Genomic DNA, 20,302 nt, shown 5'->3' with positions numbered 1-20,302 from the left:
CATGGCCGACCTCAACGCCTCCCCGTCCACCACGGCGCAACCGTCCGTGGATGCACTACCCGACCCGGCCCCGGATCCGGTCCGCTGGCAACGTCCCCTGCACGGCAGGGTCGCACTCGTCACGGGCGCCGCCAGCGGGCTCGGCGCCGCGCTGGCCGCCGTGCTGGCGGCGGAAGGATGCGACCTCGTGGCCGCCGACATCCGCGCCGACGCGCTGCAGATGGCCATGCCGGCCCTGCTCGGCCACGGCGTGCGCGCCAGCGCGCTGGCCCTCGACGTCGGCGACCCGGGCGCCGCGCGCGCCGCCATCGAACGCTGCGTCGCGACGATGGGGCGCATCGACATCCTCGTCAACAATGCCGGCACGGACGTGACCTTGCCCCTGTCCGACCTGTCCGAGCAGGACTGGCTGCGCGTCATCAACACGAACCTGAACGGGCCGTTCCTGCTGGCCAAGCACGCGGCCGCGCACATGCGCAGCCAGGGCAGCGGCGACATCGTCAACGTGGCCTCCACGGCGGCCAAGCGGGCCTGGCCGAACGCGAGCGCCTACCACGCCAGCAAATGGGGACTGCTCGGGCTGTCGCATGCGCTGCATGCCGAACTGCGGCCGCACGGCATCCGCGTCACGGCCGTCGTCGCGGGCGGCATGCGCACGCCGTTCCTGCTCGACCGCTTTCCCGAGCTCGATCCGACCCGCCTGCAGGATCCTGCCAGCGTGGCCCAGGCGATCCGGCACGCGCTGCTGCTGCCGCGCGAAAGCGTGATCGCGGAAATGACCGTTCTGCCCATGCAGGAAACCTCCTGGCCCTGACCTCGTGTTCTTATGAAAGCCGCGCTTTGAAAGCCATATTCCTCGACAAGGACGGGACGCTCATACCCGACCTGCCCCACAACGTGGAGCCCGCGTGCATCACGCTGTGCCGCGGCGCCGGCCCGGCGCTGCGCCTGCTGGTGCGCCTCGGCTACCGGCTGTTCGTCGTCACCAACCAGCCTGGCATCGCCTTCGGGCGCTTCGCCGCGGCCGCGATGGACACCGTCAGCGCCCGCATACGCGACCTGCTGCTGCGCGAACACCTGGCGCTCGACGGCTTTTATGTCTGCCCGCACCATCCGGAAGGCACGGTCGCGCCCTGGTCGGTCGAATGCCATTGCCGCAAACCGCTGCCGGGCCTGCTGCTCAAGGCGGCGCACGAGCACGGCATCGACCTGCGGTCGTCGTGGATGGTGGGCGACATCCTGCACGACGTCGAGGCCGGCAACCGGGCCGGCTGCCGCACCATCCTCATCGACAACGGCAACGAGACGGAATGGCGGCTCGGCCCCCGCCGCGTGCCGACGCGCATGGCCCCCGACCTGTACACGGCCGCCGTGCTGATCGCCAGCCATGGAGACGCGCCATGACGGCCCCGTGGCATCGCGCCCGGCGCATCCTGTGCGTGCGCCTTGATTCGCTCGGAGACGTGCTGATGTGCACCCCGGCCATGCGTGCGCTGCGCCAGGCCGTGCCGGGCCGCACGCTGACCCTGCTGGGCTCCCCGTCCGGCGCCGCCGCCCTGCCCTTCGTTCCCGAACTGGACGACGCCATCGCCTGGTCGGCGCCGTGGACGAAGTCCGCCAAACCTGCCGCCACTGGGGCCGCCGCGCCGGCGCCGATCGCCACGCTCGCCGCGCGCGCCTTCGACGCGGCCGTGATCTTCACGACCTACACGCAGAGCGCGCTGCCGGCGGCCCTGCTGTGCCAGCTGGCGCGCATCCCGCTGCGGCTGGCCCACTGCCGCGAGAACCCGTACGACCTGCTGAGCGACTGGGTGCCCGACCCCGAGCCGGCCACGCTCGTGCGGCATGAAGTCCAGCGCCAGCTGGCCCTCGTGCAGCGGGTCGGCTGCCGCAGCGCCGGCCTTGGCCTGTCGTTCGTTCCCCGTCCGGCGGACGTTACGGCGGCACGGGCACGCCTGGCCGCCGCCGGCGTCGACCCGGACCGGCCGTGGATCCTGCTGCATCCGGGCGCCAGCGCCGCCTCGCGCCGCTATCCGGCCGCGCACTGGGCCCACGTGCTGCGCCTGCTCGCGCAGGAACTGCAACTGCCCCTCGTGCTCACGGGCAGCGCAGACGAATGCGAACTCGTCGACGGCATCCAGTTCGCCAGCGCGGTGCCGGCCATCTCGCTCGCGGGACGGCTGGCGCTGGGCGAGCTGGGCGCGGCGCTGCGCCTGGCGGCCGTCGCCGTGACCAACAACACCGGGCCGGCCCACATGGCCGCCGCCGTGGGCACGCCCGTCGTGGACTTGTACGCCCTGACCAACCCGCAGCACACGCCGTGGAATGTGCGCAGCCGCGTCCTGTTCCACGATGTGCCGTGCCGCTTCTGCTACAAGAGCACGTGTCCGGAAGGCCACCAGGCCTGCCTGGCCGGCATCGAGCCGCGGCGCGTCGTCGATGCCGTGCGCGCGCTGCTGGATGCGGCGCGCGCAGCGCCGGCGGCGGTGGCGACCTGACGGAAGCGGCACCATGTTGCTCATGACGTCGTGCCAATCACCGTCCGGACTGCCTGTCCCCCACCTGCGCCACCTGCTCCACTGCGGGCGCCGCGGATGGTACCGCGACAGGCCGCGCCGCATGCTCGCGCACGAGCGCCTGCAGTGCGTCGCGCTCGACGGTCTCGTGGTCGAGCAGCTGGCGGGCCAGCGCATCCAGCAGTGCCCGCTGCTCGCGCAGCGTGACGCGCACGCGCGCATGCGCTTCGTCGAGCAGCCGGGCGATCTCCCCATCGATCAGGCGCGCCGTACGTTCGCTGTATGCCGTATTCGACGGCCGGGCCGGCGCATACGGGGCGGCGGCAGGCTGCTCGAACGTCGCGAGGCCGACACGTTCGCTCATGCCGTATTGCGCGACCATGTGACGCGCGAGATCGGTCGCCATCTGCAGGTCGTTCTGCGCCCCCGTCGAGAGGTCGCCGAACACGAGCTCCTCCGCCACGCGTCCGCCGAGCAGCACGTCCATCCGGTCCAGCAGCTCGCTCTTCTTCAGCAGGTAGCGGTCCTCGGCCGGCAGCTGCTGCGTATAGCCGAGCGCGGCGATGCCGCGGGGGATGATCGACACCTTCGCCACACGGTCGGCATGCGCGCGGAATTCCGCCGTCAGCGCGTGCCCCGCCTCGTGAAAGGCCACCGTTTCCTTTTCCATCGGGTTGATCAGGCGCGAGCGCTTTTCCATGCCCGCGATGACGCGGTCCACGGCTTCCTCCAGGTCGCCGCGCTCGACCCGCTCCTTGCCGCGCCGCGCGGCCAGCAGCGCCGCCTCGTTGACCAGGTTGGCGAGGTCGGCACCGGCCAGGCCGGGCGTCTTCGCGGCCACGGCGGCCAGGTCCACGTCCGGCGCCAGCCTGACGTCGCGGGCATGCACCTGCAGGATTTTCTGGCGGCCCTTCAGGTCCGGGCGGTCGAGCGCGACGTGGCGGTCGAAACGGCCGGGGCGCAGCAGGGCCGGATCGAGGATCTCGGGACGGTTGGTGGCGCCGAGGATGATCACACCCTTGTTGGTGTCGAAACCGTCCATCTCGACGAGCAACTGGTTGAGCGTCTGTTCCTGCTCGTTGTAGCCGCCGACGACGCCCGCCACGCCGCGCGCGCGGCCCAGCGCATCGAGCTCGTCGATGAAGATGATGCAGGGCGCCACCTTCTGCGCCTGCACGAACATATCGCGCACGCGGGCCGCGCCGACGCCGACGAACATCTCGACGAATTCCGAACCGCTGATCGAAAAGAACGGCACCCCGGCCTCGCCGGCCACGGCCCGGGCCAGCAGGGTCTTGCCGGTGCCGGGCGGCCCGACGATCAGCACGCCTTTCGGAATGCGCCCGCCGAGCCGCCGATAACGCTGCGGGCTCTTGAGGAAGTCGACGATCTCCATCAACTCGTCGCGCGCTTCGTCGATGCCGGCCACGTCGTTGAAACTCACGCCGGTCTTGCTCTGCATATAGACACGGGCCCGGCTCTTGCCCACATCAAACAACCCGGCCGCAACGCCACCCCGCTTCGCCATGGCGCCCCACATCCAGAACAGCAGGAGCAGCGGCAGCGCCCACGACAACAACGTACTCAGCCATTCACTGTGCTGCTGGCCGAAGTAGCGCACGTGCGCCGCGTCGAGGTCCTTGACGAGATCCGGATCGGCCACGCGGACGGCGTTGAATGGACACAGTCCGTCCGCATTGCACTTGACGGACTCGGCGCGGTTCTTCGGCAGGATGGCGTCGAGGCCGCCGGACTTGAGCGTGCCGGACACGGTCGTCTCCGCCAGCGTGACCTCGTTGACCTTGCCGCCATGCAAAAGCTCCTTGAACTCGCTGTACGCCAGCGGCGACGACGTGATCACGTCCGTCACCGACTGGAACAGCATGAACAGGACAATGGCGAACAGCCAGTACCACAGCATGGGACGCAGCGTCGGGCCGCCGCCGTCCGCGCCCGGCCCGGTTGGCGTCTCCTTCGTATCGGACATATCGTTCACGCCGCCTCCCTGCGCCTGAGCTCTGTCTGCCTGAGCTCTTTCAGCGCCTAAGCCTCTCGCCCCACTGTCTGACAGATCACACCGAAGTCACTTTGATCTAAATCAAAGTGACTCTCACGTCTGCCGCTCCAGCTGCGCGAGCCGCGCCTCGCACTCCCGTTGCTCGCGGCGATCGCGGCGGTACGTGTACACGGTATTGGTCAGGCAGGTCAGGACGGCGGTCGCGATACCGACCGCCGCCCCGACGTCCGCCATCGTCAACGATGCGCCGATCGACGCCACGCCCGCGACATAGCTGGCCACGCCGAAGATACTTGGTCTGTTCATAGCTGTTCTCCCCCATCGAAAGCTCGCCTCCCCTTCACAAAACCCGGCAAGTCGAGTAGAGTCCAGTATAGAACTCTAAACTGATCAACGTCAAGAACACTAAACCCAAACGAGTGCAGGGCCTGAACATGAACCTCTTATCCGACCGCCTCGACCACATCTACCGCACCACGCCGCAGCTCGAAGGCGAGCGTGGCCAGACCGGCCTCGTCAAAGCCTCGGGCGCCTCGAAGAGCGTGGTGAACCAGTGGCTGACCGGGAAAATCAAATCGATGGACATCCGCTACGCGCTGAACATCGAGCGCGAACTCGGGTTCTCGCACATCTGGTTGATGACCGGCGAAGGCGACCCGCGCCAGGCGCCCTTCCACGGCCTGAAGGACGGCATGCCGGTGCGCCCGGCCGACAACGACGATGCGGAATTCGTCCAGATCCGCATGGTCAAGCTGCGGCTCTCGGCCGGGATCACGGGCTTTCAGACTGAGCCCGAACGCCGCGACGGCGGCACGCTCGGCATGCGCCGCACGTGGATCGAACGGCACAACTACCATCCCGACCACCTGATGGCCATCCTCGTCAAGGGCGAGAGCATGGAACCGTCGCTGTATGCGGGGGACATCGTCATCATCAACACGCTCGACACGAAGCTCATGGACGGTGCCGTGTATGCCTTCAACTACGAAGGCGAGGCCGTCGTGAAGCGGCTGACGCGCGACGCCGGCAAATGGTGGCTGACGTCGGACAATCCGGACCAGCGCAAATACCACCGCAAACTCTGCCAGGGCAACGCCTGCCTCATCATCGGCCGCGTCGTGCGCAAGGAAAGCGACCGGATATGAAACTCGAGGTCGCCCTCGCCGAACTGAAAGGCGTGCGCGTGGCACTGGCCTTCCCGCCGCCCGCGTGGGTCGCGCCCGGCGTCGGCGACGTGCTGCTGGAACGCCTGCGTCCATACTTCCCCACCCTGCCCGTGATGCTCGTGGCCGTGCAAAAGCATGGCGTGCGCGCGCATGCCGCGTTCCAGGCGCAGGCGCTCGTCGACGGCGCGGATCTCGCGCACCTGCCGCGTACGACGATCGACCTCGACGTGCCGCCGCTCCCGCCGGACGCGCCGCCGCCGTTCTAGTCGCCCGGCCGGCAAAACGTTTTCGCTCTTGGCACCACCAGCACGTCGTCACGCCCTGAAAACATCCAGTTAAGCGTTTACCTATTTTTGTTGACACCGCTTCCCGTTCTGATTACGATTTGCTCAATAATCAGACCAACAAGGAGACGGGGCCCATGACGGCGAAAACGATTATCTGCGGGATCCTGCTGGCGGCCTGCGTCGCGTCGGCCGCAGCCGCCGCGGAACCGATCGGCGCCGTCATCGACAAGGACTTCAAGGTCGCCTCCGCGCAGTACCGCATCCTGCTGGACAAGGCCGCGGGCAAGCCGGGCTTCCCCCGCACCGTGGAGCGCGGCGACGTAAAAATGGTCGGGCCGGGCGACTGGACGGCCGGCTTCTTTCCCGGCTCGCTGTGGTACCTGTTCGAGGCCACCGGCGACGCGACATGGAAAACGGCCGCGATGCGCTACACGGCGCTGACGGCGCCCGCGAAGTTCGACAAGTCCCAGCACGATCTCGGCTTCATGCTGGGCGCCGGCTACGGCAACGGCCTGCGCCTCGTGGACGACGCGGCCACGCGCAGCGCCTACCGCGACGCCCTCCTGGCCGGCGCGACGACGCTCATCACGCGCTTCAACCCGAAAGTCGGCAGCATCCAGTCGTGGGACCTGTGGCCCAATACGACGTGGGCCTTCCCCGTCATCATCGACAACATGATGAACCTGGAGCTGCTGATGTGGGCCGCGAAGGCCGCGAACGAACCGCGCTACCGCGAGATCGCCATCGCCCATGCCGACACCGCACTGAAGAATCACTTCCGCCCCGACGGCTCCAGCTTCCATCTCGTCGACTACGACCCGAAGACGGGCGCCGTGCGTGCGCGCGTGACCGTGCAAGGTTACGCGGACGGCTCCGCATGGGCGCGCGGGCAGGCGTGGGGCCTGTACGGCTACACGATGATGTACCGCGAGACGCATCGCGACGAATACCTCCGGCAGGCGCACAAGATCGCCCGCTTCTACACGACCCATCCACGCCTGCCGGCCGACAAGGTGCCCTTCTGGGACTTCGACGACCCGGCCATTCCCGACGCCCCACGCGACGCGTCCGCCGCCGCCATCGCCGCCTCCGCCCTGCTGGAACTGGCGACGTTCTCCGACCGCGAGACGGCCGCGCGCTACCGCGACTTCGCCGAACAGACGCTGCGCAGCCTGTCGTCCGATGCGTACCTCGCAAAACCCGGCGACAACGGCGGCTTCCTCCTCAAGCATGCGACCGGCCACAAGCCGGCCAAATCGGAAATCGACGTGCCGCTGAACTACGCGGACTACTACTTTCTGGAGGCGCTGCTGCGCCTGAAGGCGGCGCGCAGCGGGACTGGCAGTTTTCATTAGAAAAACCAAGGAGACGTTGTGAGCAAGCAGAGAACACCGGGCGCGCGGATCGCGGCCAAGCCCGTGGCGGCCGTCGTCGCGATGGCCGTCGCCCACTGGACCGTGCCCGCGCAGGCGCAGGCGCAAGAAGCACCGACGAACCCCAACCAGCTGCAGACCGTCCTGGTCACGGCGAACAAGCGCGTGGAGCGGCTGGAAAACGTGCCGGAGTCGATCTCCGTGCTGTCCGAGGCGGAGATCCAGCGCAACAACGTGCGCGAGATCGAGGATGTCATCAACCTGACGCCGTCGCTGACGCTGTCGTCGGGGACGACGGCCGCCAACAACGCCATCTTCATGCGTGGTATCGGTACCGTCTCCGTCGGCATCGGCGTGGAGTCCGACGTCTCCGTCATCATCGACGACATCCCGATCGCGAGCCAGTTCCAGGCCTTCCGCGACCTGGCCGACGTGGCCCGCGTCGAGGTGCTGAAAGGACCGCAGTCCACGCTGTTCGGCAAGTCCGCCGTGGCCGGCGCCATCAACATCGTGACGAAGCCGATCAGCGGGCCGATCGTCTACCGCGCCAACGCGTACTACACGAACGACCACGAATGGCGCGCGGGCGCGTCGGTCGGCGGCAAGCTGCGCGACGACTTCGGCATGCGCATCGCCGTCAACAAGAGCGACATGCCGGGTAACTTCACGAACCTGACGAACGGCCAGAAGGTCAACGGCTCGGGCGGCAGGACGATCATGACGAAGTTCCAGTGGAGCCCGATCAAGGACCTGGAGATCGACTTCACGCCGCATTACAACACGCAGGAAAACAGCCGCGGCGTGACGGCCGTGAACGGCTTTTATCGCGCGGGCAGCCCGGCCGACCTCGCGACCGCGTACATGAACGGTAACCCGCAACTGCCCGCGTCGCTCACGCTGGCCGGCATCAACCCGTACGATCCGAACAACCGCAACGTGCGGCGCGACTTCCCGACCGGGATCAACTCGTCCACGTTCGGCACGGGCCTGAAGTTCTCGTACAACCTGCCGAACGACGGCACGCTGATGTCGATCTCGTCGTACGAGCATTACAAGGCAAACGATTACCGCGACCAGGACTTCGTCGACGTGCCGACCATCGCGCGACCGGGCGAGACGAAGTTCAGCGTCGGCAACGCGCAGTTCGGCACCTACGACATCCGCTCGAAGACGCAGGAATTCCGCTATGTGTCGCCGGACGTCGGCAAGCTGCGCTACGTGGCCGGCCTGTGGTGGGCGCAGAACGAGATCGACCGCCACTTCATCCGCGGCTTCTGCGTGCGGCCGAGCGTCTGCACGGCCAGCTCGCCGTCGAGCCCCACGAACTACTACACCGACATCTACAACGTGAACCGCGCCGTGTTCGGCCAGGCCACGTGGGACTTCTATCCGACGTACACGCTGGTCGCGGGCATCCGCCGCAACGTGGAAACGTCGGGCTTCAACTACATCCGCAACTTCTACACGGACCAGCTGGACCGCTCGACGTTCGTGCCGGGCCCCGTCGGCCAGGACCAGTTCTCCAGCAGCGGCAACCGCGACTGGGCGACGACGGGCAAGCTGTCGATCCAGAAGCAGATCAACAGCGACTGGATGGTCTATGCGATGACGGCGACCGGCTACAAGGGGCTCGCGTACGACGTGACGAGCGGCCTGAAGGCGGCGGCCGCGTTCCCGGTGGCCCCGGAGACGAGCCGCAGTATCGAGCTCGGGACCAAGGCGAACCTGTTCCACAACCGCATGTCGCTCGCGGCCACGATCTACAAGACGGACTTCAAGAACTACCAGCAGAACACGTCGTTCGTGCTGCCGAACGACCCGACGATCTATACGCAGCTGAACTCGATCCCGAAGATCCGCACGCGCGGCTTCGAAATCGATTCGCACTTCCTGCTGACGTCGAACTGGTCGATGAACCTGTCGTACGCGTACACCCGGCCGGAGATCGTCGACTGGAAGAACGGCCCCTGCTACCAGGACAACACGAACCCCGCCATCGGCACGACGGGCCTGGGCGAAGGCGGTTCGCTGGGCGGCTGGAACCGCGCCTGTTTCCCGATCCGCGCCGGTTCGACGACGGGCGTGCAGAACCTGACGGGCGGGATCTTCCCGGGCACGCCGAAGAACAAGGTCAACATCGGCACCAACTACGACTACCACTTCGCGGACCGTCCGTACTGGGCGTTCGTGAACGCGAACGTGCGTTACCAGAGCGAGTACCAGACCAACATCAACAACGACCCGCGCTCGGTGAACAACGCGTACTCGATCTCCGACCTCGGATTCGGCCTGCGCCAGAACAACGACATGTGGCGCCTGTCCTTCCGCATCAACAACCTGTTCGACCGCTTCTACATCGGCAACGCCAACGCGAGCGGTCCGTCGTACCGCACGGGCCCGACGTCGACCTCGCCGGCCATCACGGTCAACAGCTGGGTTCCGCCGCGCGACGTGTTCCGCTTCTACAGCGTGCGCCTCGACCTGAAGTTCTGATACCGGGTTTCCTCCGCGGGCCCCAGCCCGCGTTTCCCTCGATGCCGCCGGGGCAACCTGGCGGCATTTTTTTATCCTAAGCCATTTCCCAAAATCGGGGTCAGAGCACATTTTTTTCTAAATTCGGGGTCAGAGCACATTTCGGATCAATGTCCACTGCGCTAACAAACACTGGCTTGCGCCCGCCGCATCACGATGTGGCGGGCGGCCCTTCCTCTGCCACCCGTTCGTACTCGCTTCAAGGAACTTGCACCGAAAAGGGCTCTGACCCCGAATTGAAGCTATTTCCAAAAATCGCGGTTTGATCCGGTTGCTGGAAAAAAAAAGGGCCGGGCATCGCTGCACCGGCCCGGCATGTCGCGTTCGCGCGCGCTTCAGTCTTCGTAGATCGGCCCCGCCGTCAGGAACGGCCCGCCCTGGTACACGGCCGTGATGTCGCCCGCATCCGACCACGCGCCACCGGCCGGGAAGCGGTCGGCGAACGCGCGCGCGCTGTGGCGCGGCTCGAAGCCCAGGTGGGCTGCCGCGCGGTTGTCCCACCAGCGCACCGGGTTGTCCGACACGCCGTACGTGATCGTGTGGCCCACGCGCGGCGTGAACAGGGCGCAGCGCACCAGTTCCACGAGGTCGTCGTACGCGAGGAACGTGACCAGCATGCGCGCGTTGCGCGGCTCGCCGAACGACGAGCCGATGCGCAGGCACACGGTCTCGATGCCGAAGCGGTCGAAATAGTAGCGCGACAAGGCCTCGCCGAAGCACTTCGACACGCCGTAGATGCCGTCCGGCCGCAGCGGCACGTTGGCGTCGACGACTTGCGTGGTCGGGTAGTAGCCGACCACGTGGCTGGAGCTCGCGTAGATCACGCGCTTGATGCCGCGCTTGTGCACGGCCTCGTACAGGTGGTGCAGGCCGAGGATGTTGGCGTGCATGATCGTCTCGAACGTGGCCTCGACGGAGACGCCGCCGAAGTGCAGCACGGCGTCCACGCCTTCCGTCAACGCCATCACGGCGGCGCGGTCGCCCAGGTCGCAGCGCACGACTTCCTCGCCCGGCCCCGCGGGCGCGATGTCCTTGATGTCGCTGAGGCGGACCACGTCGGCCCACGGCTTGATCCGCTCGCGCAGCATGGTGCCCAGGCCGCCACCGGCGCCGGTCAGGAGAAGACGGTGGAAAGGCTTGGACTCGGTCGCTTGGGTCATGGACAGGCTCGCATTCTGTTAAACGTTTAACCGAGTATATCCAAAACGCTTTCAATGTCAATTTTTTGGACCGCTTTTTCGCCCGGAGACCTTGCCAGCACAGGTGGCAACGATTCCACACGCCGATTTCTTGCCCAAGCTCGGTTCCGCCCGTAAGGACGCATGCTAAGATGTGCCGCTGAGTAACGATTAACCTCCCATGAAAAAGACCGCCCCGACCATCCGCGACGTCGCCGCAGCCGCCCACGTGTCCACTGCCACGGTGTCGAAATTCATCAACGGCGCACAGCGCTTTTCGCCCAAGGTCGAGGCGGCGATCGAGTCCGCGATCGCGGGCCTGGGCTATAAATCGAACCCGCTGGCCAAGTCGATGATCACGGGGCGCACGAACACCATCGGCCTCTCCGTGCTGGACATCACCAACCCGCACTTCTCCAGCATCCTGAAGGGCGCGAACCGCGTGGCGCACGACCAGGGCTTTTCCGTCCTGCTCGTCGACACGGAGGAAACGCCCAGCCGCGAACGGCGCACCCTGGAAGAACTGAGCCGGCGCGTGGACGGCATGATCGTGTTCTCGCGCATGCGCGAGCACGAGATGACGTGGATGACCGAGATCGACAAGCCGCTGGTCTTCTTCGGCAGCCTGGCGCAACTGCCGCTGCCGACGGTGGCCAGCGACGACCACGGCGGGGCCTACATGCTCGCGCAGCACCTGCGCATGCTGGGCCACCGCCGCATCGCCTACCTGGGTTTTTCCAAGTCGCGGCGCGACGAGGAACGCCTGGGCGGCATCCGCGAATCGCTGAACGCGGCCGGCCTTGAGCTCGCGATCTTCGACGCCGAGGCGCCGTCGCTGGCCGAGGGCGAACGCCTGTGCTCCGCCATCGTGCTGGGCAGCCAGCGTCCCGATGCGCTGATCTGCTACAACGACCTGATGGCGCTCGGCTTCATGAAGGAAGCGTCGAACCTCGGCATCTCGATCCCGCAGGACATCTCCGTCGTCGGTTTCGACAATATCCCCTACGGCAAATACACGACGCCGGCCCTCACCACGGTCGACCTGCAGAGCGAGCGCATGGGCGCGACCGCGATGGAAAAGCTGCTGGCCGTGATCCGCGGCCAGCACGTCGAGAAGCTCACCAAGGTGGCGCCGCAACTGATCCTGCGCGCGTCGACCGTCGCCCGCCGGCCCTGATCCCCGCGTCGCCGTTTACTTTCCGGAAGAGTTGACCTATCCTTTTAGGAAAACGTTTAACAACACCGGAGACACGCATGCGCCCTGTCCTGCCCGTCATTACGATGGCGGTTCTCGCCCTGTCACACGCCGCACCCGCACTCGCGACCCAGCCCCTGCACCAGACGGTCGAACAGGCCTACCCGCAACTGGATTACTTTTTCCAGGAGCTCGTGAAGGAGCGGGACGGCATCACGATCGACGGCCGCGCGCCGTTCCAGAGCCACGACAAATTCCTGCCCGGGAAAATCGCGACGGGCCTGGCGGACGTGCTGCTGCACACGCCCGCCGACGACCCGCGCCTGCCCGGCATGCTGCGCGACTATGCGTCCATCGCCGACCTCACCGTCGGCATGGAAAACGATACCTGGGGCATCTATTACTACATCGGCGCGCTGTACAAGTTGAAGCAGGCCGGCCTGCTGGAGCGCGCCGTGCGCCCTGCCACGCTCGATCAGTTGCGCAAGAAGCTCGACTGGCGGACGTTCGTGCGTGTGCCGGCCTACGAGCTGATCGACCTGCCGACCAATTACTACGGCGTCGCCTTCAGCATCGCGCGCCTGCGCCTGTTGATGGGCTGGGAAGACGCGCAGGCGAGCGACGTCCTGCTCGACCGGATGCTGAAGCATTACGCCGATTACTCCGGCACCTACGGCTTTTCCGACGAGACGGATGGCCAGGGCCGCTTCGACCGCTACAGCATCCTGCTGGCGGCCGAGATCTGCGAGCGTTTCATCGAGACCGGCTTGACGGTGACGCCCGAACTGAAAGCCCTGCTGCGCAAGTCGGCCGACGTCGCGCTGAACGCGGCCAATGCGGACGGCAGCGGCTTCACGATGGGCCGCAGCCTCGGGCCGTACGGCGAGACGGCGATGCTGGAGATCCTGTCGACGGCCGCCTACCTCGGCGTCCTCACGCCGGAAGAAAAGGAGTACGCATACGCCTACTCGGCGCGCATCGGCGAGCGCTATATGACGTTCTGGTACGACCCCGCGCTGCATTCCGTCGACATGTGGGGCAAGGGCCGCCGCACCGACACATACCGCGGCAAGCACCGCATCCTCGGCGAGAACTTCTCGCTGCTGCACCAATTGATCAGCACGGACGAGATGTGGAACCGCGCCGGCATGAAGAACGCCGTGCCGCGCGCGGACCTTGCGGCGTGGCTGGAACGCGCGCGTCCTGCCTTCAGCCTCACGCGCTTCGCGGGCGGCGAATACGACCGCGCCCTCGCCATCTGGCGCGACGGACCGCACGTATTCAGCCTGTCGATGATCAACGGCGGGCCGAGCCAGCATGCGAACAGCCCGTACTATCCGCTGCCGTTCTCGTATGGGATCGTCTCCGGCATCGCCGACAGCGGCGCCGCGCATCCGCAGCTGCTGCCGAAATTCCGTCTCGCCGACGGCAGCGAATTGATCGCGACCGCGTTCCTGAAAAACATCCGGACGAGCGACATCGACGGCGGCCACCGCGTCACGTACCGCCAGGATGCGCTCACGAAGCTGGGCAAGAACGTGCCCGTGAAGGACACGCGCATCGCGGTCGAGACGGAATACACCTTGCGCCATGGCGTCATCACGCGCACCGACACCTATACGCCGGCGGCGCCGCTGGACGTGGCCGGCGTGAGCCTCGACTTCGCGTCGTTTTCAAGCGGCGCCACGGTGGACGGCAACACGATCGCCTTCCGCGACGGCGCCGTGCGCACGTTCGCCGTCGACGGCCTCGCCAGCTGCAGCGCCGCCGACGTGACCGGCAGCGAAGCGTACCGCGCGCCGTACGGCCCGATGGCCACGCTGGCCACCTGCCGCACGGGCGCGTTCACGTTCGACAAGCCGCTCAGGATCCGCTGGACGATCCGCTACCAGTGACGAGATGTTCGAGCGGATTGGCCAGGCTGCGGTCGCCGCCCATCCTGGCATCCCAGTTCACGGCCGGCAGCTTGACGGGCACCGCGACCTTGCCGCCGTGGCGCAGGTAGATTGCGATCCATCCCGGCACGCCGCCCGACCACGCCTGCTCGACGCCCGTCATCTTCGCGATGGCCGACGGATCCGCGGCGCCGCCGACGGAGAACGCAATGAGCTTGTCCAGCTGCGGCGACTGCACGTCGAAAATCGACGCCATCAGCACGAGCGGCGCGGCCGCGTACAGGTGGTAGTGCAGCGCCCTGCCGGCCCGTTCGAGTTCATACGGCAGCACGCCGTCCGGCCGGATCTGCGCCATCGCATCGTCGAACACCTTGCGGCCCCAGGCCAGGCAGCGCGCGTCGCCCGTCACCGCGCCCGTCGCGGTCACCGCGAGGCCTTCCCAGTAATAGTGATTGTTGCGCACGCCCTTGTGCGCGTCCGAGTGGCGCATCGTCGCATCGGCCAGCGCCAGCAGCCACGCCTCGATGCGGCGGCGCTCGTCCGGCGCGGCTGCCGGCTTCACGCGCGCGTAGCCGAGCGCGAGGCCGCCCAGCGTCCACTTGCGCGTGTAGTACGACTGCTCCGTCGTCATCGTGCCCAGCATCGCCTTGCGGTCGGCCCAGCTGGCGAGCCAGGCCAGCGCGCAGCGGGCATCCGCGTCGCGGTGCGTCCGCTGCCAGGCGACGGCGGCATGGGCCACCGCATCGAGGTAGTCGTTGACGGGTTTGACGGCCGCCTCGTTGCGCGCCTTGCGCACCGGGTCCACGACCGAGTGGTGGCTGTCGCTGTAATAACTGTTCGCGTCGATGTCGACGACGGCCGGCGGCGGCGCCTCGCACGCGCCGGCCGGACGCGCGGCCAGCACCGCGATGCACATGCCTGCTCCGAGTCCTCGTATCCGCATGTCTCCTCCTTTTTATGAAAGCGTTTACCTTATCTCAGCTTTAAGCCAGAATCCACATATCTAGTTAAACGTTAACCTTCCATGATCCCGACTATCCCCTTCAAGCACGCCGCGCTCGCCCTGCTGCTGCTCGGCCCCCTCCTCCCCGGATGCGCGACACATACGCCGCCCGCCGCCAGGGCCGATGCGCAGGCCCTGACACCGGCCGCCGTGCTGGCGACGATGGAACGCGTCGCCGACTGGCAGCTCGCGCACCCGAGCGCGCACGCGACGACGCACTGGACGCAGGGCGTCGGCGACGCCGGGTTCATGGCGCTGGCCAACCTGTCCGGCACGCGCGTCTACCGCGACGCGATGGTGGCGATGGGCGAACGCAATGGCTGGCAGCTCGGTCCGCGCGCGTACCACGCGGACGACCACGTGGTCGGGCAGACGTATGCGGAGCTGTACCTGCAGCTGCGCGACCCGGCCATGCTGGCGCCTCTGCGCGCGCGCTTCGACGCCATCCTCGCCGAGCCGCACGACGGCACACTGGAATTCACGGCGCCCGGCAACCAGGACCGCTGGTCGTGGTGCGACGCGCTGTTCATGGGACCGCCCGCGTGGGCGCGCCTGGCGGCCGCCACCGGCGACGCGCGCTATCTCGACCACGCCATCGCCGCGTGGTGGCGCACGTCGGACTACCTGTACGACAAGGACGAACACCTGTACTACCGCGACAGCAATTACTTTGCGCGGCGCGAAGCCAATGGCCGCAAGGTGTTCTGGGCACGCGGCAACGGCTGGGTGATGGCCGGGCTGGCACGCACGCTCCAATACATCCCGGCGGACCATCCGGCACGCGCCCGCTTCGAACAGCAGTTCCGCGCGATGGCCGCGAAGGTGCTCGCGCTGCAGCAGAACGACGGCCTGTGGCGCGCGAGCCTGCTCGACCCGGGCAGTTATCCGGCGCGCGAGACGAGCGGCACCGCGCTGTTCGCGTATGCGCTCGCGTGGGGCATCAACCAGGGCTTGCTGGACCGCGCCGCGTTCGAGCCGGGCGTGCGGCGCGCGTGGTCGGCGCTCGTCGCCAGCGTCCAGCCGGACGGCAAGCTCACGCACGTACAGCCGATCGGCCAGGCGCCCACGGGCTTCGCGGACGATGCGACGGAAGTCTATGGCGTCGGCGCCTTCCTGCTCGCGGGGAGCGAAGTGTTTCGCATGGCGGTGCTCGAACGCGCGGCGCCGCGCCCGGTGGGCGTGACGAATCCGGGCGACTTTTACCGTGCCGACGAGACGGTCGAACTCGCGCTCGGCCCGGATGCATCGCAAGCACCGCTGGCCGTGATGGAAGCCGACACGTCGCGCCTGCTGCCCACGCAGCGCACCGGCGACACGCTGCTGTTCCAGGCGAACTTCGCGCCCCGCGAACAACGCCGCTTCCTGCTGCTGCCGGCAAGCGCCCTGCCCGCGCTGGCGCCGCCCGACGTCAAGGTGCATGCGCGCTACGTGCCCGAGCGCTACGACGACTTCGCGTGGGAGAGCGACCGCATCGCGCACCGCACGTACGGCCCCGCGATCCTGCACGTGCCGAACGAACACGTGGGCAGCGGCGTGGACGTGTGGCTCAAGCGCGTGCGCCGTCCCGTCGTGGACACGTGGTACAAGCGCGGCGAATACCACAGCGACCATGGCGAAGGCCTCGACAACTACAGCGTCGGCACGGGCCGCGGCTGCGGCGGCACGGAAGTCTACCGCGACGGCAAGGCGTATCCGTCATCCGTCTACGCGGGCTGGAAAGTGATCGCGGACGGGCCGCTGCGCGCCGTGTTCGAGCTGCGCTACGACGCGTGGAGCGCGGGCGGACGCCGGGTCGCGGAGACGAAACGCATCTCGATCGACGCCGGCGCCAACTTCAGCCGCGTCGAAAGCCGCTACACGAGCGACCAGGCGGGCGCGCTGCCCGTCGCCGTCGGCATCGCCCAGCGCAAGGGGGACGGCCGGCTCGTGCGCGACACGAGCGCAAGCTGGATGAGTTACTGGGAACCGGAGAGCGCGCCGAACGGGCACACGGCGTGCGCGGTCATCGTCCCCGGCCAGGCGACGCGCGCCGCGGTGGATGGCGGCGACGCCCTGCTGGTCGGGGCCGCGCAGCCCGGGCAGCCGTTCGTGCACTACCTGGGCGCGGGATGGAGCAAGGGCGGCGATTTTCCCGATGCGCAGGCGTGGGAAGCCCACGTGCGCAACGTGGCGCAGCGGCTGGCCGTGCCGCTGCGGGTGACGGATCAGGAGTGATCAGCCGCTGTTGCGCAGCCCTGCCGAGATGCCGTTGATCGACATGTGCAGCCCGTTGCGGGTCGCATCGTCGTCGACGCCGGCGCGGTAGCGGCGCAGCAGCTCGACCTGCAGGTGGTTCAGCGGATCGATGTACGGCAGGCGGTTGCGCAACGAACGCTGCATCTGCGGGTTCCCGTCCAGCAGCTCGTCCTGCTCCATGATCTGCCGGAGGATCTCCACCGTGCGCGCATGCTCGGCGCTGATGGCGCCGAAGATGCGGTCGCGCAGCGCCGCGTCGGCCACGAGGCCGGCGTAGCGGCTCGCGATCGCGATGTCGCTCTTCGCCAGCACCATGTCCATGTTCGACAGCAGCGTCGTGAAGAACGGCCACGTCTTGTACATCGTGCGCAGCAGCGCGAGGCGCTCGGCCGGCGCGTCCGCGATGAAGCGTTCCACCGCCGTGCCGAAACCGTACCAGCCCGGCAGCATCAGGCGGCACTGGGCCCAGCTGAACACCCACGGGATCGCGCGCAGGTCCTCGATCGAGCGCGACTTCTTGCGCGACGCCGGACGGCTGCCGATGTTCAGCGCGGCGATTTCCGTGATCACCGTCGACTCCCAGAAATACGTCTCGAAGCCTTCCGTTTCGTACACGAGCGAACGGTAGGCACGCAGCGCTTCCGTGGACAGGCGGTCCATCGCGGCCACCTGCGCCGCGTCCGGCTGCGGCTGATCATGCGACAGCAGGGTCGCTTCCATCGTCGCGGCGACGAGCACCTCGAGATTGCGGCGGCCCACATCGGCGTTGGCGTACTTCGCGGTGATGACTTCGCCCTGCTCCGTCAGGCGGATGCGTCCCTGCACGGCACCCGGCGGCTGCGCGAGGATCGCTTCGTAGCTCGGCCCGCCGCCGCGGCCCACCGAACCGCCGCGGCCGTGGAACAGCTGCAGTTTGATGCCGTGGGCGCGGAAGACGGCGATGAGTTCCAGCTCCGCCTTGTGCAGCTCCCAGCCGGACGTGACGTAGCCGCCGTCCTTGTTGCTGTCCGAGTAGCCCAGCATGACTTCCTGCAGGCGGTCGCGCGACTGCAGCAGGCGCATGTAGAACGGCAGGCCGAACGCCGCGGCCATGATCGCCGGACCGGCGCGCAGGTCGTCGATGGTTTCGAACAGCGGGATGATGTTGACGTCGAGCGTGCCGAGCGTCGGATGCAGCAGGCCCGCCTCCTTCAGCAGCACCGCCACTTCCAGCAGGTCGGAGACGGAAGCCGCCTTCGAGATGATGTAGTTCGTGACGGCGGCGCGGCCGTACGTCAGGTGCGCGCGTTTCGTCTCGCGCAGGATCGCCAGCTCGGACGCCGTCTCTTCGGAATACGCCTCGAATGGCGACACGAGCAGGCGCGGCGACTGCAGTTCTTCCAGCAGCAGCGTGCAGCGCGCGGCTTCGTCCAGCGCCAGGTAATCGACGCCGGGGCGCGCCTGCGTCAGCAGTTCCGCGAGTACGCGTTCGTGGACGTCGGAGTTCTGGCGCAGGTCGACGGGCGCGAGATGGAAACCGAACACCTTCACGGCGCGGCGCAGCAGGCGCAGGCGGCCGCGCGCCAGCTGGCGGGCGCCGTTGGCCACGAGCGACTCGTGGATGACGTCCAGGTCGGCCAGCAGTTCGGCCGCGCTGGCGTAGCCCATCGCATCCGGTTCACTGGCGCCGGCGACGAGCCAGTCGCGCGTCGCCACGAGGCGCGCATGCATGCCGTGCAGCGCCTGGCGGTACGGCTCGTCCTGGTGGTGCGGCGACTGGTCGGGCGTGCGCTCGGCGATGCGGTGCAGGGCTTCCGTGCTGCCGCACAGGGACTGCGCCTGCGACAGTTGCGATGCCAGCGTGTGCACTTCCGGCAGGTAGAAATCGAGCGCGCGGGTCGCTTGTGCCCGGAGTGTCGCGTGCAGGATGTCGGCCGTGACGAACGGGTTGCCGTCGCGGTCGCCGCCGATCCAGCTGCCCACTTTCATGAACGACGGCAGCTCGGTGTCGGCCCAGCCGGCATCCTTCTGCGCCAGCGTGTCCTCGAGGGCGCAGTACAGGCGCGGCACGCTCCTGAACATCGTGTAGTCGAAGAAGGACAGGCCGTTCTCGACTTCGTCCAGCACCGACAGCTTGGTGGGGCGCAGCAGGCGCGTCTGCCACAACGTCAGGATCGCGCGCGCGAGCGCTTCATCGTTGTCCTGCTCCTCGTCGGGCGTCAGCTGCGTGCGGTCACGTTCGCCGATCAGGCGCGCGATCGCCATCTGGCAGTTGAGGACACTCTTGCGCTGCACCTCGGTCGGGTGCGCGGTGAAGACGGGGCTCACGTGCGCGTCGTCGAAGAAGGCGCGCAGGTCGTCCATGCGGCCGGCGGCGAACACGCCGTCGACGGCGTGCGCGATGCTGCCCTTCTTCGGCGCCGAGCCGGCGGACAGGTGCGCGCGGCTGCGGCGGATGTGGTGCTGGTCTTCGGCGATGTTGGCCAGCAGCGAGAAATACGTGAAGGCGCGGATCAGCTGGGTCTTCTCGTCGGCCGAGATGTCTGCGAGGATCGCCGCCAGTTCCTCGTGCGCGCTGCCGTCCTCGTCGCGCCGGAAACCGATGCAGCTCTTGCGGACCGACTCGATGCGGTCGAACACCCGGTTACCCTCCTGGGCCCGGATCGTTTCCCCCAGCATGCGGCCGAGCTGGCGGATATCCCGCCCCAGCAACTCTTCCTTGAAGTTCCGTGCCTCTTCAACGCTCATTCAGCTCTCCAAAATGTAAATAATTTACAGAACACGCACCAGATAACCAGCGTTGGCGGGCAGATACCTTGTATATACCAGCCTTTATACACAGCGTGGCACGGCAAAAAATGCAATGTTATGAAATTTTACTACGAACATTGATCAATTCGGTGGGTGAGGTTGAAAAAATGCTACA

The 20,302-nt window shown here is 67.4% G+C and carries 15 protein-coding genes; 10 read left to right on the top strand and 5 right to left on the bottom strand.

Features of this window, described 5'->3' with window-relative positions; all coding sequences use genetic code 11:
* Nucleotide 1: 1 nt before the first annotated feature.
* The 3 genes from ASD28_RS29050 to ASD28_RS29040 are packed head-to-tail and all read left to right on the top strand — an operon-like array spanning nucleotide 2 to nucleotide 2,498.
* Nucleotides 2–814, top strand: a complete 813-nt coding sequence (locus ASD28_RS29050) for an SDR family oxidoreductase (RefSeq protein WP_082577202.1) — start codon at nucleotides 2–4, stop codon at nucleotides 812–814.
* A 26-nt stretch (nucleotides 815–840) separates the two neighbouring features.
* On the top strand, nucleotides 841–1,404 hold the full coding sequence (locus ASD28_RS29045; RefSeq protein ID WP_056136829.1) for an HAD-IIIA family hydrolase: 564 nt from the start codon (nucleotides 841–843) through the stop codon (nucleotides 1,402–1,404).
* Nucleotides 1,401–2,498: a glycosyltransferase family 9 protein gene (locus ASD28_RS29040; RefSeq protein WP_056136827.1), complete on the top strand. Its 1,098-nt coding sequence runs from the start codon at nucleotides 1,401–1,403 to the stop codon at nucleotides 2,496–2,498. The genes ASD28_RS29045 and ASD28_RS29040 overlap by 4 nt, the downstream gene beginning before the upstream one ends.
* 37 nt (nucleotides 2,499–2,535) lie before the next feature.
* Here the strand turns inward: ASD28_RS29040 and ftsH are convergent, their stop codons facing one another.
* Together ftsH and ASD28_RS29030 are read right to left on the bottom strand one after the other, a co-directional pair.
* Complete coding sequence (gene ftsH / locus ASD28_RS29035; RefSeq protein ID WP_056136943.1) at nucleotides 2,536–4,437, bottom strand: ATP-dependent zinc metalloprotease FtsH; 1,902 nt, start codon at nucleotides 4,435–4,437, stop codon at nucleotides 2,536–2,538.
* 189 nt (nucleotides 4,438–4,626) lie between these two features.
* Complete coding sequence (locus tag ASD28_RS29030) at nucleotides 4,627–4,839, bottom strand: holin (RefSeq protein WP_156403740.1); 213 nt, start codon at nucleotides 4,837–4,839, stop codon at nucleotides 4,627–4,629.
* A 128-nt stretch (nucleotides 4,840–4,967) separates the two neighbouring features.
* On the opposite strand from ASD28_RS29030, the gene ASD28_RS29025 reads away from it, so the two are divergent.
* The 4 genes from ASD28_RS29025 (at nucleotide 4,968) to ASD28_RS29010 (ending at nucleotide 9,852) form a co-directional block, all read left to right on the top strand.
* The gene (locus ASD28_RS29025) at nucleotides 4,968–5,678 is read left to right on the top strand and encodes a S24 family peptidase (RefSeq protein WP_056136824.1); all 711 of its coding nucleotides are present in this window, start codon (nucleotides 4,968–4,970) and stop codon (nucleotides 5,676–5,678) included.
* Nucleotides 5,675–5,965 (top strand): hypothetical protein, encoded by a 291-nt coding sequence (locus ASD28_RS29020; protein WP_056136822.1) that lies wholly within the window; start codon nucleotides 5,675–5,677, stop codon nucleotides 5,963–5,965. Before ASD28_RS29025 ends, ASD28_RS29020 begins: the two co-directional genes overlap by 4 nt.
* A gap of 155 nt (nucleotides 5,966–6,120) precedes the next feature.
* Nucleotides 6,121–7,341: a glycoside hydrolase family 88 protein gene (locus ASD28_RS29015; RefSeq protein WP_056136820.1), complete on the top strand. Its 1,221-nt coding sequence runs from the start codon at nucleotides 6,121–6,123 to the stop codon at nucleotides 7,339–7,341.
* Between the two features lie 18 nt (nucleotides 7,342–7,359).
* Nucleotides 7,360–9,852 (top strand): TonB-dependent receptor, encoded by a 2,493-nt coding sequence (locus ASD28_RS29010; protein WP_056136818.1) that lies wholly within the window; start codon nucleotides 7,360–7,362, stop codon nucleotides 9,850–9,852.
* 374 nt (nucleotides 9,853–10,226) lie between these two features.
* Here the strand turns inward: ASD28_RS29010 and ASD28_RS29005 are convergent, their stop codons facing one another.
* On the bottom strand, nucleotides 10,227–11,051 hold the full coding sequence (locus ASD28_RS29005) for an NAD(P)-dependent oxidoreductase (RefSeq protein WP_082577200.1): 825 nt from the start codon (nucleotides 11,049–11,051) through the stop codon (nucleotides 10,227–10,229).
* Between the two features lie 199 nt (nucleotides 11,052–11,250).
* On the opposite strand from ASD28_RS29005, the gene ASD28_RS29000 reads away from it, so the two are divergent.
* Nucleotides 11,251–12,246 carry a LacI family DNA-binding transcriptional regulator gene (locus tag ASD28_RS29000; RefSeq protein ID WP_056136814.1) on the top strand — a complete coding sequence of 332 codons (996 nt, stop codon included), beginning with the start codon at nucleotides 11,251–11,253 and terminating at the stop codon, nucleotides 12,244–12,246.
* Between the two features lie 77 nt (nucleotides 12,247–12,323).
* Nucleotides 12,324–14,159 (top strand): hypothetical protein, encoded by a 1,836-nt coding sequence (locus ASD28_RS28995; protein ID WP_056136812.1) that lies wholly within the window; start codon nucleotides 12,324–12,326, stop codon nucleotides 14,157–14,159.
* On the opposite strand, the gene ASD28_RS28990 is transcribed toward ASD28_RS28995, so the two are convergent.
* Entirely contained in the window at nucleotides 14,128–15,102 is a 975-nt protein-coding gene (locus ASD28_RS28990) for an alginate lyase family protein (protein WP_056136810.1), read from the bottom strand. The genes ASD28_RS28995 and ASD28_RS28990 overlap by 32 nt on opposite strands.
* A gap of 81 nt (nucleotides 15,103–15,183) precedes the next feature.
* Here ASD28_RS28990 and ASD28_RS28985 point away from each other — a divergent pair, with 81 nt between their 5' ends.
* Nucleotides 15,184–17,376: a glycoside hydrolase family 88 protein gene (locus tag ASD28_RS28985; protein WP_056136807.1), complete on the top strand. Its 2,193-nt coding sequence runs from the start codon at nucleotides 15,184–15,186 to the stop codon at nucleotides 17,374–17,376.
* On the opposite strand, the gene ppc is transcribed toward ASD28_RS28985, so the two are convergent.
* Nucleotides 17,377–20,124: a phosphoenolpyruvate carboxylase gene (gene ppc, locus ASD28_RS28980; RefSeq protein WP_056136806.1), complete on the bottom strand. Its 2,748-nt coding sequence runs from the start codon at nucleotides 20,122–20,124 to the stop codon at nucleotides 17,377–17,379.
* Nucleotides 20,125–20,302: the final 178 nt, after the last annotated feature.

Origin of the sequence: Massilia sp. Root133 (genome assembly GCF_001426525.1) — a bacterium.
Classification (GTDB): Bacteria; Pseudomonadota; Gammaproteobacteria; order Burkholderiales; family Burkholderiaceae_D; genus Telluria; species Telluria orientalis.
Note: the sequence above shows the minus strand (reverse complement) of the source record. Positions and strands in the feature narration are given on the sequence as shown.